The sequence below is a fragment of the Planctomycetota bacterium genome, assembly GCA_035574235.1.
In the GTDB taxonomy this organism is placed as follows: domain Bacteria; phylum Planctomycetota; class MHYJ01; order MHYJ01; family JACPRB01; genus DATLZA01.
The window spans coordinates 14,141-27,342 of sequence record DATLZA010000116.1 but is presented as its reverse complement, the minus strand read 5'-3'; the positions used below and the strand labels follow the sequence as shown (position 1 = coordinate 27,342).

General features: G+C 71.1%; 11 protein-coding genes. 6 read left to right on the top strand and 5 right to left on the bottom strand.

Features of this window, described 5'->3' with window-relative positions; translation table 11 throughout:
• The coding region (locus tag VNO22_10810) for a hypothetical protein (protein ID HXG61857.1) at window positions 1–666 on the bottom strand (666 nt) is incomplete at its 3' end.
• 149 nt (window positions 667–815) lie between these two features.
• Here VNO22_10810 and VNO22_10805 point away from each other — a divergent pair.
• Together VNO22_10805 and VNO22_10800 are read left to right on the top strand one after the other, a co-directional pair.
• On the top strand, window positions 816–4,070 hold the full coding sequence (locus VNO22_10805; protein HXG61856.1) for a glycosyl hydrolase family 65 protein: 3,255 nt from the start codon (window positions 816–818) through the stop codon (window positions 4,068–4,070).
• Window positions 4,067–4,918, top strand: a complete 852-nt coding sequence (locus tag VNO22_10800; protein HXG61855.1) for a universal stress protein — start codon at window positions 4,067–4,069, stop codon at window positions 4,916–4,918. The genes VNO22_10805 and VNO22_10800 overlap by 4 nt, the downstream gene beginning before the upstream one ends.
• Before the next feature lie 6 nt (window positions 4,919–4,924).
• Here VNO22_10800 and VNO22_10795 read toward each other — a convergent pair whose 3' ends face one another.
• Both VNO22_10795 and VNO22_10790 read right to left on the bottom strand, forming a co-directional pair.
• Window positions 4,925–5,797 (bottom strand): universal stress protein, encoded by an 873-nt coding sequence (locus VNO22_10795; protein HXG61854.1) that lies wholly within the window; start codon window positions 5,795–5,797, stop codon window positions 4,925–4,927.
• Window positions 5,798–5,828: 31 nt separating this feature from the next.
• Window positions 5,829–7,682, bottom strand: coding sequence for a PAS domain-containing protein (locus tag VNO22_10790; GenBank protein HXG61853.1), 1,854 nt, complete (start codon window positions 7,680–7,682; stop codon window positions 5,829–5,831).
• Between the two features lie 205 nt (window positions 7,683–7,887).
• Between VNO22_10790 and VNO22_10785 the strand changes: the two genes are divergently transcribed.
• Together VNO22_10785 and VNO22_10780 are read left to right on the top strand one after the other, a co-directional pair.
• The gene (locus VNO22_10785; GenBank protein HXG61852.1) at window positions 7,888–8,124 is read left to right on the top strand and encodes a hypothetical protein; all 237 of its coding nucleotides are present in this window, start codon (window positions 7,888–7,890) and stop codon (window positions 8,122–8,124) included.
• Between the two features lie 186 nt (window positions 8,125–8,310).
• Complete coding sequence (locus VNO22_10780) at window positions 8,311–8,778, top strand: CBS domain-containing protein (protein ID HXG61851.1); 468 nt, start codon at window positions 8,311–8,313, stop codon at window positions 8,776–8,778.
• Window positions 8,779–8,787: 9 nt separating this feature from the next.
• Here the strand turns inward: VNO22_10780 and VNO22_10775 are convergent, their stop codons facing one another.
• On the bottom strand, window positions 8,788–9,696 hold the full coding sequence (locus tag VNO22_10775; GenBank protein HXG61850.1) for a universal stress protein: 909 nt from the start codon (window positions 9,694–9,696) through the stop codon (window positions 8,788–8,790).
• A 131-nt stretch (window positions 9,697–9,827) separates the two neighbouring features.
• Here VNO22_10775 and VNO22_10770 point away from each other — a divergent pair, with 131 nt between their 5' ends.
• Together VNO22_10770 and VNO22_10765 are read left to right on the top strand one after the other, a co-directional pair.
• The gene (locus VNO22_10770) at window positions 9,828–11,240 is read left to right on the top strand and encodes an arylsulfatase (protein ID HXG61849.1); all 1,413 of its coding nucleotides are present in this window, start codon (window positions 9,828–9,830) and stop codon (window positions 11,238–11,240) included.
• 61 nt (window positions 11,241–11,301) lie between these two features.
• Window positions 11,302–12,171: a universal stress protein gene (locus VNO22_10765; GenBank protein ID HXG61848.1), complete on the top strand. Its 870-nt coding sequence runs from the start codon at window positions 11,302–11,304 to the stop codon at window positions 12,169–12,171.
• Window positions 12,172–12,749: 578 nt separating this feature from the next.
• Here VNO22_10765 and VNO22_10760 read toward each other — a convergent pair.
• On the bottom strand, window positions 12,750–13,160 hold the full coding sequence (locus tag VNO22_10760) for a response regulator (protein ID HXG61847.1): 411 nt from the start codon (window positions 13,158–13,160) through the stop codon (window positions 12,750–12,752).
• Window positions 13,161–13,202 lie beyond the last annotated feature (42 nt).

The window sequence follows — 13,202 nt, the reverse complement described above, 5'->3', positions numbered from 1 at the left end:
ATAGAGCCATCCTCCCGCCCCCAGGGCCGCCAGCAGAACCGCGACCGCCGCAAGCCGGGCCGCCGGGGAAGAACGCCGGGCGCGCGGCCGCGCCGCCGGTCTCGGCGGGGCCGGCGCGCGGGCGGCCTGCTGGAGCGCTTTTTCCTCGGCTTCGGGTTTCGGGGCGGCGGAGGCGCACTCGACGCAGAACGTCCCGCTGGGCAGCTCCGTGAGGCACAGGCCGCAGAGCGTCTTCGTGCAGCGATCGCAGGTGGCCACCGCCGGGGTGTCCGCATGAGCGGTGCACATGGCGCCGATCATCCGCCATTTGGTGCCGGGGGCGACCAGGGGCTCGTAGGACGCCGATTCGGCCGTGGCGACCGGCTGAGGCTCCGCGTCGAAGATGGATTCCACCTTGGACGGGGACGGTTCCGGAGGCGGGGCGGTTTCCGGGGGAGGCGCGGGAGGCGGGGCCGTCGCCGCGGCGGGCGCGGCTTGGGCGGAAGCGGCCGGGGAGGAGCCGGGGCTGGCCCAGTCGGAAACCTCGCAGAAGACCTTGTGGCACTCCTGGGAGCAGAAGGTCCCTTCCTTCTCGTCCACCACACACATCAGGCACACGGACTTCTCGCACGCCTTGCAGGTGGCCAGCGCGTGCGATTCCGGGTGGTTGACGCAGCTTTTCTCCATGCGGCTTTCCCGGTCGGAATCCTCCTACTCAGTATAGCTCAGCCCCGGAAAGGCAAAAGGAATTGATTTAAAGAAGTCCGCCGGACGGCGGCGTAACGACCGGGGCCCCCCGGCGCTCACCATCATGAAACGTTCCCGCCGAGGCGTTCATGCCCCCCTCCGGAGGCGGTTCCGTTCTCGACCGGCCTTTCCGGCTGATCGCGTTCGACTGGGACGGCACCGCCGTCCACGACCGGCGCGAAGAAGCGGTCGCGCTGGGCCGGGTTCTGCGCGAACTGGCCGCGCGGGACGTCCTCATCTTCGTGGTTACGGGCACTCACTTCGGGAACCTGGATCGGCCCTGGTTGCGGTCCCTGCCGCCTTCCGCCCGGCGACGCCTGACCCTGGCCACGAACCGGGGGTCGGAAATCTGGGGCTTCGACGAGCAGGGGAACGCCGTGCTCCTCGGGCGGCGCATCGCCACGCCCGAGGAGGATCGGAGTCTTACCGAGGCGGCCGAGCTGCTGGCGGCGGAACTGGAGGCGCGAGGCCTGAAGATCGGGCGCATCTACGACCGACTCAACCGGCGCAAGATCGACCTAATCCCGGAGCCCGACTGGGCGGACCCTCCCAAGTCCCGGATCGGGCCGCTCCTGGAGGCGGTTCAGGCGCGGCTCCGGAAGGCCGGCCTGCGCGGCCTGGACGAGGCGCTGGAACGGGCCGCGGAGGCCGCGCGATCCCGCGGCCTGCCCGAGGCCCGCATCACGACCGACGCCAAGCACATCGAGATCGGCCTGACGGACAAGGGAGACGCCGTGGACTGGATGATGCGGGAGCGGGCGGCGCCGCGCGGGTTGGGACCTTCGGACGTCCTGGTCGCCGGGGATGAATTCGGCCTTCTGGACGGCGTCCCGGGCAGCGATGCGCGCATGATCCGTCCTTCAACCCGCGGGGCGGTTTTCGTCTCCGTAGGTCCCGAGCCCGGCGGCGTGCCTCCGGAGGTGATCCCTCTGGGCGGGGGGCCCCCGCGGTTCCTCGAGCTGCTGGGGCGGCAGGTCGCGCTCCGTGAAGGCCCCTGCGGGCCCGACCTTCCCGGACCGCCGCCCTCGGACCCCGAATGGCTTCTCGTGGAAGAGGGCTTTCAACTCGTGCGCGAGCACGAAATCGAATCCCTTTTCGCCGTCTCCAACGGTCATATCGGCGTCCGCGGATCCCTGGAGGAGGGAACGTCTCTTTCGAGACCGGCCACCTTTGTCGCCGGGATCTTCGGACGCGACCCGCGCCCCGGAGCCGTTCCGGAGCTTTTCACCGGCCCGGACTGGGTGGGCCGCGCCCTGATCGTGGAAGGAGAACCCCTCGTTCCGGAGAACGTGGAGAATCTCGAGCACCGGCGCGTGCTCGATCTTCGGCAGGGCATTCTTCAGCGCGAATGGGTTTGCCGGGACCGCGCGGGCCGCGTGACGCGGGTCCGTTCGCTGCGGCTGGCGTCGATGGCGGATCGGCGGATCCTCTTTGATTCGGCGGTCGTGACACCCCTGAACTACGGCGGTCGGATCCGGCTGGAGAGCGCGCTGCGTCCCGCCTCGCCGCGGGACGAGGTCCTGCTCCGGCGGCCTCAGGAGGGGGAACGGCCGGCGCTGCTCGGGGTCCGTCCGCCGGGCGGGTCCGCGGCGGTCGCCTTCGCCGTAGTGGGTCGCCTGACGGCTCCGTGGGGCGAGGTCCGGTCTCCCGCCGGCTTCCGTGACGAAGGCGCGGTGACCTTCTGGGAGGCGGAAGCGGAGATGGGGCGTTCGTGGCGGCTGGATCGCTTCGCAGCGGCGATCACCTCGCGGGAGACGGACGATCCGGTCCGGGAGGCGGAACGCCGGCTGGCCGAGGCCCTGGCCGCGGACGCCGAGGACCTGGCAGCCCGGCACGTCGCGGCGTGGTCCTTCCGGTGGGAGGATGCGGAGGTCGCGCCGGAGGGGAGCGCGGCGGACGCCCGGGCGCTTCGGTTCGCCGTCTACCATCTGATCGGAGCGGCCGATCCCGAAGACCCGGGGGTTTCCGTGGGCGCGCGCGGCCTGACGGGGGGCGTGTACAAGGGACACGTCTTCTGGGACACCGAGACGTTCATGGCGCCCTTCTATGCCTATACTCATCCGGACTCGGCCCGCGCCCTGCTCCTGTACCGGCATCGCACGCTCGAAGCGGCCCGCCGGCGGGCCCGCGCCTTCGGATATCGCGGGGCGCTGTACGCGTGGGAGTCGGCGGACTCCGGAGAGGACACGACGCCGCCGTACGTCGTGGCTCCCGACGGGGAAGTGATCCGCATTCTCAGCGGCGAGCAGGAGCATCACATCTCGGCGGATGTCGCCTACGCGGTGGACCTCTACCGTCGGGTCACGGGGGACGAAGAGTTTTTCACGCGCGCCGGAGCGGAGATCCTGTTCGAGACGGCGCGCTTCTGGAAGAGTCGCGTCGAACCCGGCGAGGACGGTCTTTTGCATATCCGCCACGTGGTGGGTCCCGACGAATATCACGAGGACGTGGACGACGACGCCTACACGAACGGAATGGCGCGCTGGAACCTCGAGGCGGCGGCGGACGCCGCAGAAGCGCTCCAGGAGCGCCATTCCGGCGTCTGGCGGCGTCTGGCGGATCGCCTGGAGCTGGGGCTCGACGAGCTTCGCGGCTGGCGGGAAGCGGCGGCCCGCCTTTACACGGGGTGGGATCCGCAAACGGGGCTCTTCGAGCAGTTTCGGGGTTACTTCGGGCTGGAGTTCATCGATCCGTCCGAGTACGTCGGGCGGACGCTCCCGCTGGACGTGCTGCTTGGGCGCGAGCGGGTGAGGCGTTCCCAGATCATCAAGCAGGCGGACGTGCTCATGCTGATCCACCTCCTGTGGGATCGCTTCCCGCCGGAGGTGCGGGAGGCGAACTACCGCTACTACGAACCGCGCACGGGGCATGGAAGCAGCCTGAGCCCGCCCGTGCACGCGGCGCTGGCGGCGCGGTTGGGGCGAATCGAGGAAGCGGCGCGCTATTTTCGGCAGACGGGGGAGATCGATTTGGCCGACAACATGGGCAACGCCGCGGGGGGCGTGCATCTGGCCGCGCAGGGCGGGCTTTGGCAGGCGGCCGTCTTCGGGTTCGCGGGTCTTCGACCGCCTTCGCCGCAGCCCGGGGGGGTGGACACGGAGGACGCGATCGTTCTGGACCCCCATCTGCCCCCCGCGTGGCGGTCGCTGCGGTTCGCCCTGCGGTGGCGGGGGCGGCGGGTGGTCGTGACCGTGGCGCCGTCTCGGGTCCGGCTGGAGGTGAAAGGCGGCGCGGAGGTTCCGGTGGCGGTAGGAAACGGCGCGTCGCCGGAAGCCGTCGTTCCGGGTCGGGAGGCGCTCTGGGAGCGCCGGCGGGAGGGCGTCTGGAGGCGGGAGGTCGCATGAATCCGGAGCGGTTGGGGTGGAAGGCGGAAGCGGTGTGCATCCCGCTCGAGCGGGCGGAAGACGGAGCTCTGGCTCTGCCGGTCGCCCGCTCGCTGGCGCGCCTGGCCGGAGCGCCGGTCCATTTTCTGCACGTGGCGCCGGAAGAGGTGCCGCTCGAGGAGGTCCGGCGCCGCCTGGGGTTGACGGCGGAGATGCTGTCGGGCGCGATGCTGGAGGTGGCCGTGGGAGATCCGGGGGAGGAGATCCTGCGGGCGGCGGAGGCGCGGGAGGGGACCCTGATCGTGGCCGCCCTGCGGGTTCGGAGCGAGCCGGGGCCGGTGGTCCTGCGCCTGCTGGGCGCTTCGTCCGTTCCGGTCGTCCTCGTTCCGGCGGGTCGCTCGTGGACGGGGTGGGCGCTGCGGCGGCTGCTTTTGCCGATGGACGGCGCTCCCGCGTCCGCGGCGGCGCTCTGTCCGGTGATCGAGCTGGCCGCGGCGGCCCGGGCGGCGGTCGAGTTCCTCCATGTCTCCGGCGGGCGGGCGTCCGGGCGGCGCGAGGCGGGGGCGCTCACGGCGCCTCGATATGTGGACCAGCCGCAGCATGAATGGCCCCAGTGGGCGTCGGAATTCATGGAGCGGCTGCACTGCCTGTGCCGGATTCCCGAGGGCCTGACCGTGCGGTTTCACCTGGCGACGGGGGAGGCCGGGGAGGCGATCCTCCGCCGCGCCGTGGAGGAGGGCGCGGACCTGATCGGACTGTCCTGGCGGGGGACCCCGGCGGCAGGCCGGGCGGAGACCTTCCGGGAGGTGGTCCGGAGGGCGCCGTGTCCGCTGGCGGTGCTTCGCTGCGCGCGGCTCGGAGATCGCTGAATCCGGTCACGCTCCGGAGTCGAACTCCTCGAGCGGCGTTCCCACGAGGCGACCGGGATCGGCGAGGGAAGGATTGACGAGAAGAACCGGCACGCCCGCGCGCCGGAGCACGCGTTCGGCCACGTGGCCGGCCGGGACTTCAGGAGCTTCGCAGCGAAGTCCGTGGGTGGCCAGAGCCAGGACGTCCGCCTGGGCCGTCCGGAGCGTCTCCACGATCTTATCGGCGGGATCCCCCCACTCAAGCGCGGCGGCGGAGGAGACGCCTTCCCGGGCGATCGCCTCGCTCAGACGTTCGAGCCAGCGGCGCGTCCGATCGTTCGTCACGCCCGCGGGCAGGACGTGAAGCAGGCGGATTCCGCTTCCGAGGCCGCGGGCGAATTCGAGGGCGTAAGGCAGCGCCGCGAGGGAGGCGCGGCCTCCGTCCAGGGGCACGAGGAGGTTCCGGAGCGCGGGTTCGGCCGCCGGCTCCGCGGAACGCGTCACGAGGAGGGGGACGGGGCTGGTGCGAAGCAGGTGCTCGGTCACACGCCCGCACGCGACGTCCTGGGAAGCCGTCGCGCCGTGGGTTCCCATGGCCACGAGGGTGGCCCCTTCCTCCCGAATCGCCTGGGTGAGGGTCGGTCCCGGGAGACCCACTCGAAGAGAGGGGCGCGCGCGGAAACCTTCCTGGGAGAGCCGCAGCGCCAGCACCTTGAGATACCGGTTGGCGAAAAAGAGCGTCTCATCCTGGGGGGCGGCGCTCCCTTCGACCGGCGATGCGCTTTCGACCTTGACGAGGAGAATCTCCGAGCCGGCCGCGCGGGCCAGGCGCCGGACCGCCGGAAGGATGGCTTCGGCGACGGAGGAACCGTCCAGGGCGACGAGGATCCGCGCGAACACCCTCAGGAAGAGGCGGCGCGCGCGCCCGGCGTTACGCCGGGGGGAGTTCGACCCAGAACCGGCTTCCCTCCCCCGGCTGCGATTCCACGCCCGCGCGGCCGTTCATGCGTTCCACGGCCTTCCGGACGATGGCCAGACCGATGCCCGTGCCGGGGTACTCCTCCGGCCGGTGGAGCCTCTGGAAAATTCCGAAGATGCGCTCGTGGTGTTCCGGCGCGATGCCGATACCGTTGTCCTCCACCCAGATTCGGACCGCGCCCGGGCGCCGTTCGGCGCGGACGCGCACGAGCGGGGCCGCCCCCGGAGGCACGAACTTGACGGCGTTGGAGAGAAGGTTCGTCAGGACGTGGCTGAGGGCGGTCCGGTCGCCCAGGACGTCGGGCCAGGGCCCTTCCACGGACACGCAGGCGCGGCGTTCCTGGATCTCGGCGGCCATGGATTCGAGGACGTCCTTCAGGAGACGGGCCGGGTCGATCCGCTCCGGCTGAAGGCTGGCGCGGGTGAGGCGGCTGTAGTGCAGGAGGTCGCGGATCAGCGTGTCCATGCGCCGGCTGGCCTGGTCGATCCGGACGATGCACTCCCGGGCGCCCTCGGGCAGGAGCGGCGCGAAGTCTTCGAGCAACACCTGGCTGAATCCCGCCGCGGCGCGCAGCGGGGCTCGAAGGTCGTGAGCGACGGTGTAGGTGAAGGCTTCCATTTCGGAGAGCGCCTCGCGAAGCTCTGCGGTGCGAAGCTCGATCCGGCGTTCGAGGTCGGCGTTGAGCCGGCGGACTTCGTCCTCGGCAAGCTTGCGTTCGGTGATATCGGTCCCCAGGGCGAAGAAGCCTTCGACGCGGCCGTCCGCGCTCAGGTGGGGCAGGTAGGTCATCGCGATCCATCGGTCCTCGCCGCCCTTCAGAGGCAAGGGGATTTCGAACGCCGCGCGCCGCCCGGCCCGGACGGCCTCCAGGTGCGGCCGCAGGCGCCGGTCGAGGTCCTCGCCCAGGACCGCGCGCAGGGACCGGCCGCGGGCTTCGGAGGGCGGCACGCCGAACCATTCCTGGAACCGCCGGTTGTTGAAGACGAAACGCTCCTCGCGGTCCACGTAGGAGATGAGGACCGGCACGGCGTCCGTGATGAGCGCCAGGAGCTCCTCGCCCGCCCGGAGTTCCGGCCGCACGGCGCCCCGCGGGTTGAGATCCAGGCCCGAGGAGACCACGTACCGCAGGCGGCCGTCGGCGTCGGCCATGGCGGTGTTGGACCAGAGGATGCGGCGCCGGCGGCCGTCGCGGGGCGGAAGAAAGCTGAGGTACCGGTTGGGGAAGTCCGAGGCTCCGAGCTTGGGGAAGAGCGCCTGCATCCGCTCCGCTTCGAGGAGGGGGAGGAACTCCCAGAAGAGGCGGCCGCGCAGGTCCCGGAAGCTCGCCCCGAGCGCCTGCTCCAGGGCGCGGTTGGCGAAGACGATCCGGCCCTGGGGGTCCACGACGAGCAGGAGCGACCCGACGGTTTCGAGGATCGCGCGGATGAAGTCCCGGTCTTCCGGCAGCCGGTCGGCGGCCCGGCGGCGCCATCCGACCCGGGCGACGGCGTGCCGGCGCCCGTTGAGGAGCGTGCCGGACATCTGAACGTGGAAGGGCCGGGCGATCCCGCCTTTCGAACGCAGGCGGATTTCCAGAGCGACGCTCGCTTCCGGACGGAGGGCCTCCAGGCATTGTCGCGCGAGGGCGGTCTCGCCGGGGTCGGAAAGGTCCCAGAGCGTGCGGGAAAGAAGTTCGTCGCGGTTGTAACCCGTCAGGGCGCAGGCCGCGGGATCGGCGTCCACGATGCGGCCTTCGAGGTCGCACACGAGGGTCGCGTCGGCGCCGGCCTCCGGGGCGATCGGCGCGCGGGCGGGTTGCCTGAGCATGACATCCCCCTCCTTGTACCCTACAACCCCCCGGTCGACAGGCCCGATGCTACCAAAACGGTTCCCTCCGCAGATATAAAAAGTGAGAGTGAAAAAAAAGAAAGAACACAAGTTGGAGAGGGAATGATCCGTAACGGAGGGGCCGGGCGGAGGCTCGACGGGAAGTGCCGTCGGCCGCGAGTCCCGATGGCAGAGGGAGGTTCCCATGACGCTCCGTTGCGAAGCCTGCGGAAACGATTACGACAAGCCCATGCAGATCGTCCTGTCGGGAGTGACCCACACGTTCGATTGCTTCGAGTGCGCGATTCACGTGCTCGCGCCGGCGTGCGCGCGCTGCGGCCTGAAGATCGTGGGCCACGGCGTCGAAGCGGGAGGGGCCATCTACTGCTCCGCTCACTGCGCCCGGAGCCGCGGGTTCGCCGAGGCGCGGGATCGGTGGTAAGGGGCGGAAGGCGTTCCGGCGGACGTAACACCCCGTCCCCGTGCGGGATCTCCGGGGTGAGAGCTGGACCCGACCGTTGAGGTCCACGCGCGGAAGCCGAAGAGCGATCGACGGTCTTCCCCGTGGGGACTTACGCGGCGGGCCTGGCTCTCGTTTTCCATCGGCCCTGCTTGGAGGTGTTCCGCCATGTCCCCACGGAAATCCGCCGGCCGCAAGCTTCGGGACATCATGACGCCCGCCGTCGAAATCGTGCCTCCCGACGTCACCGTCCGCGAGGCGGCCGAGAAAATGAAGTCCGAGGACCTCGGATCGCTGGCGGTCTGCGAGGACGGAAAGATCGTGGGCGTCCTGACCGACCGCGAGATCACGCTGCGCCTGGCCGCCGAGGGCCGCGACCCCGGCCAGACCCGCGTGCGCGAGGTGATGAACCCGGACCCCGTATGCTGCTCGGAGGATCAGAGCCTCGCGGACGCCGTCCGGCTCATGGAGGAGAAGCGGCAGCACCGCGCCTTCGTCGTGGACGCCCAGGGCGCGCTCCTGGGCATCGTCTCGCTCGGGAAGCTGGCGCGCGCGGGGGGCGAGCGGGTGGCCGGCGAGGTGGTCGAGCGGATTTCAAAGCCGCGCGGCGGAGCGCCGCGTCGCCGCACGGGGTAGGGTCCACGGTCAGGACGCGGCCCGCGCCGCCGCCGCGGAGGCCGGCGGGGGAGTCACCAGGAGAGGAACCTCCGCGCCCCGCAGGACCTTTTCGGTGACGCTGCCCAGCGTCCAGCGGGAAAGGCCCGAGCGGCCGTGCGTGGCCATGGCGACGGCGTCGGCCCGTTCGGCGCGGCAGGCTTCCAGGATCTCGGAGGCCGGATCTCCCCGGCGCACCCGGATGTCCACGCCGAGCCCGCGGGTCGCCAGCTGGGCGGCCGCGCGTTCGAGAACCGATTCGGCCCGCGGGCGCGGAGTTTCCTCCGGGCCCGTGACGTGAAGGAGGAGGACGTCCGCCTCGAAAAGCTCCGCCAGGGACGCGGCGTGGGGAAGCGCGCGGAGCGAGAACTCGCTGCCGTCCAGGGGGACGAGCACGCGACCGATGAAGATCTCCTCCGCCGCGCGCGGCCTCGGCCGGCCGCCGGCGCCGCGTTCGAAGGAGCGCACGAGAAGGACGGGCACGGGGCTCGCGCGGAGGACCTTCTCGGCGACGCTTCCGAAGATCCAGCGCGCCAGGCCCGTACGGCCGTGCGTGGACATCGCGATGAGGCTCGCTCCTTCCCGCTCCGCCGTTTCCAGGATCACGTCGGCGGCGGCGCCCTGTCGCACGACGGCGCGCGCCCGCGCCCCCTGGTCGGCCAGGCGGCGCACGATTCCTTCCACGTACTCGCGCGCCTCCCGTTCCGCCGCGTCGATCATCGGCGGGTAGGCGAAGTCGCCGGCCGGAAGCGGCGGGCTGTAGGCGCGCACGACCAGGATTTCCGAGTCGCGCAGCTTCAGCACCCGGCGCACCTGGGGAAGAATGGCTTCGGCCAGCGGGGAGCCGTCCAGGGCGAGCAGGATGCGGTCGAAGAGGTCGGGGTCCCGGACCGGAGGCATAGAGGTCTCCTTGCCTAGGGAGTCCCGGGCGACGGGGTGCGTTACGGGAGGGCTTTTCCTCGGGAAAGACGGCGGCGCCGGAACGGGATCCCCCGAAACCGCTTCCGCGGCGAAGGGTTTATAGGGAAGCCATGCATTCCTGGGTGCGCGCCCTTTTCGCCGTGACGCTCGCCGGCTGCGGAGCCCCCCCGGCGCCGGAGGAGGCGGCCGGCCGCCGGCCGAACCTCGTCCTCATCGTGGCCGACGACCTTGGGTACGGGCATCTGGGGTGTTACGGGCAGGAAAAAATCCGCACGCCCAACCTCGATCGCATGGCGGCCGAGGGACTTCGCTTCGTCCGCGCGTATGCCGGATCCTCCGTCTGCGCCCCCTCGCGGTCCGCGCTCATGACCGGACAGCACACGGGCCACACGCCCGTCCGGGCCAACGGCGGCGATCGATACCTTCATTCCGAGGACGTCACGATGGCCGAGGTGCTCAAGCCCGCCGGCTACGCGACGGGACTGTTCGGGAAATGGGGCCTGGGGAACCGTCCGGAGAGTCCCGGGCATCCCTTGCGGCAGGGATTCGACGAGTTTTTCGGACAGCTCGATCAGATGCACGCCCACTTCCACTACCCGTACTGGGTCTGGGACAACTTTGAAAGACGCCTTCTTCCCGAGAACGAAGGCCGCCGCGCGGGCCGGTACGTTCACGACGCGATTCACGAGCGGGCTCTCGATTTCATCCGCCGCCGCAAGGACCGGCCGTTCTTCGCGTACCTCGCGTACACCCTGCCCCATGTCGAACTGGCCGTGCCGGAGGATTCGGAAGCCCCGTATCGCGGCCGGTTTCCCCGGAGGGCGGTCCCGGATCCCCGGCCGGGATATCGCGGGTCGGAGGACGCCTATGCGACCTTCGCGGGCATGGTCGGCCGTCTCGATCGGGCGGTGGGAGAGGTCCTGTCGCTTCTTCGGGAGCTGGGAATTGCGGACCGCACGTTCGTCTTTTTCACCTCCGACAACGGCGCTCAGGGAGGGGCGCCCTGGCAGGCGCTCGTGGAATTCTTCCGGGGAACCGGCGGCCTGCGCGGCGCGAAGGGGCAGTTCTACGAAGGCGGCCTCCGCGTGCCCCTGATCGCGTGGGGGCCCGGTCGCGTGCCGGCCGGCGCGGTGACGGACCGCACGACGGCGTTCTGGGATGTTCTCCCCACGGCGGCCGATCTGGCGGGGGTGAAGCCTCCGGCCGGGATCGACGGCGTTTCCTTCGCGCCGGTTCTTCGGGAGCTGCCGGGGACGCGACCGGGCTGCCTCTACTGGGAGTATCCCTTCCGCGACGGCCTGGCCCAGGCGGCGCTGCGAGGGAACTGGAAGGCGATCCGTCCGCGGCCGGAGGCGCCGCTCGAACTGTACGACCTCGGAGAGGATCCTTTCGAGACGACGGATCGGGCGGCGGAACGGCCCGGGCTGGCGAAGGAATTCCTCGAGATCTTCGCCGCGGCGCGCACGGAGGAGCGGCCGTATCCGGCCGGAGTCCGGCGCGCGGTGGACGACTTCGTTCGCTGACTCCGGGAGGGACGCGTAACGTCGCCTCCGTCCGGGGGCTCTCGGAGAGGGAAGGCCCTCCATGTTTCAGCGCGTCCTTCTTCCCCTGGATGGATCTCCGGTTTCCGAGGCCATCTTTCCGTATCTCCGTCCCCTGGTCCGTCGCAGCGGAGTGCAGCTCTTTCTGGTGCGCGCCGTGACGCCGGCCGCGGTGGAGCCGCTGGCGGAGCTTCTGAGCGAGGAGCGGGGGGCGGCGGAGCGGCATCTGGCCTCCGTCGCCGAGCGCCTGACGGGGCAGGGGTTCCTGGTCCGGACCTTCGTGCGGGTGGGGGCGCCCCTGCGGGTCATCTCCGACGTCGCGGCGGAGGAGTACGCGGACCTCGTCGCGATGTCCACGCACGGGCGCACCGGGATCGAGCGCGCGCTTTTCGGCAGCGTTACGGAGCGGGTGCTGCGGGAGAGCGTGGTTCCGGTCCTGGCGATCCGGCCGCTCCTGCCGCCGCGGGGGGACGCGTGGGCGCCGGGGGCGGAGCACGCCCTGCGCACGGTTCTTGTTCCGCTGGACGGGAGCGGCCTGGCCCGCGGCGTCCTCCCGTGGGTGCGCGAGCTGGCTTCGATCGTCCGGGCGCGCGTGGTGCTCCTGCGCGTGGTCGAGCCGGGCCCGGCGGGCGCGGAGCGGGAAGAAGCCGAGCGCGACCTGTCCCAGGCGGCGCGCCTCCTGGCGGAAGCGGCCGTGGCGACGGAGACGCTCGTGGAGGAGGGCGATCCCGCCACGATGATCCTGGCGACGGCCCGGCGGCGTCCGGCGGATCTCATCGCGATGACCACGCACGGGCGGACGGGGCTGGCGCGCCTGGCGGCCGGCAGCGTGACCGAGCGCGTGCTGCGCGGCGCGGGCGTGCCGGTCCTGGCGCTGCGGCCGTCGCTGGCCGCGGTGACCGCCGTTCCGTGAGAGGGGGCTTCAGGCCGCCCGGCGTCTCTCAACGGTTTCCTTCCCGGCCGCCGCCATCTCTTCGAGCGCGCGATCGCCGTCTCCGGAGCGCGCGTCCACGGGGCGCACCCAGAGTCGCCGCACGCCGGCTTCGCGAAGGCGGCGGGCGAGGCCGGTTCCCTCGAACGCCGAGGAAACGTCCCACGTCCGGGAGGCAAGCCGGGAAGAGGCGATAACGGGCTCCGCGGCTTCCGGCTCAAGAGGGGAGAGGACGCGAAGCATGGGGGCGCTGCCGGCGGTTCGGGGATCGGGGCTCCTGCGGCGAAGACGCGCGGATCTCTGCCTGACGGGATACGACGCATGTCTCGAGGCGATTCTGGATCGGGTCTCGCGGCGCGGGGACGTTTCGGATTCGCGGGTGACGCTCCTTCAGGACTGCGCGGAGCTTTGCCAGGTGGCGGCCGATTTTCTCCTGCGCCGTTCCCCTCGCGGGAAGCGCGTGGAGCGGTTGTGCGCGGCGGTCTGCGCGGAGGGGGCGGAGGAATGCGGGGAGGCCGAGGGAGGGCCGCCGTTGCGGCGATGTGCGCACATCCTGGGACTTATCGCCCGGACGCTGGGGGCTGAGGCGCCGCCGACCCGTCGCAGAGCTCGACGCCTTTCGCCACCGCGTCGAGAAACACCGCCACGTTGAAGGGCTTTTCCAGGCATTCCGAACGCGGAAGGCTGCGGCACGCCCGAAGCGTCTCCGGAGAGAAGTTGCCGGAGATGAAAAGGATCGGCGTGTCTTTTCCCCGGCGGCGCAGCTCCAGCCCGACGTCCAGTCCCGTGCGTCCCGGCATGTCGAGATCCAGGACGGCCAGGGAGAAGGGCTTTTCGCACAGGAGCTTCAGGGCCGTCGGCCCGTCGGTGCACGTCTCGACGCCGTAGCCGCGCCCCTTCAGCAGGCCGCGGATGAGTTCGAGAATGACGACGTCGTCGTCGGCCACGAGCAGACGGGATCCGGAGTTCAAGCGTTCGATCCCTCCCCTCTTTTAGAACGGCCGCCGATTTTC

What these genes read in the sequence shown, in the direction of transcription:
- VNO22_10805 (HXG61856.1), top strand. Translation starts at nt 816, where the DNA reads ATGCCCCCCTCCGGAGGCGGTTCCGTTCTCGACCGGCCTTTCCGGCTG.
- VNO22_10800 (HXG61855.1), top strand. Translation starts at nt 4,067, where the DNA reads ATGAATCCGGAGCGGTTGGGGTGGAAGGCGGAAGCGGTGTGCATCCCG.
- VNO22_10790 (HXG61853.1), bottom strand. Translation starts at nt 7,682, where the DNA reads ATGCTCAGGCAACCCGCCCGCGCGCCGATCGCCCCGGAGGCCGGCGCC.
- VNO22_10785 (HXG61852.1), top strand. Translation starts at nt 7,888, where the DNA reads ATGACGCTCCGTTGCGAAGCCTGCGGAAACGATTACGACAAGCCCATG.
- VNO22_10780 (HXG61851.1), top strand. Translation starts at nt 8,311, where the DNA reads ATGTCCCCACGGAAATCCGCCGGCCGCAAGCTTCGGGACATCATGACG.
- VNO22_10775 (HXG61850.1), bottom strand. Translation starts at nt 9,696, where the DNA reads ATGCCTCCGGTCCGGGACCCCGACCTCTTCGACCGCATCCTGCTCGCC.
- VNO22_10770 (HXG61849.1), top strand. Translation starts at nt 9,828, where the DNA reads ATGCATTCCTGGGTGCGCGCCCTTTTCGCCGTGACGCTCGCCGGCTGC.
- VNO22_10765 (HXG61848.1), top strand. Translation starts at nt 11,302, where the DNA reads ATGTTTCAGCGCGTCCTTCTTCCCCTGGATGGATCTCCGGTTTCCGAG.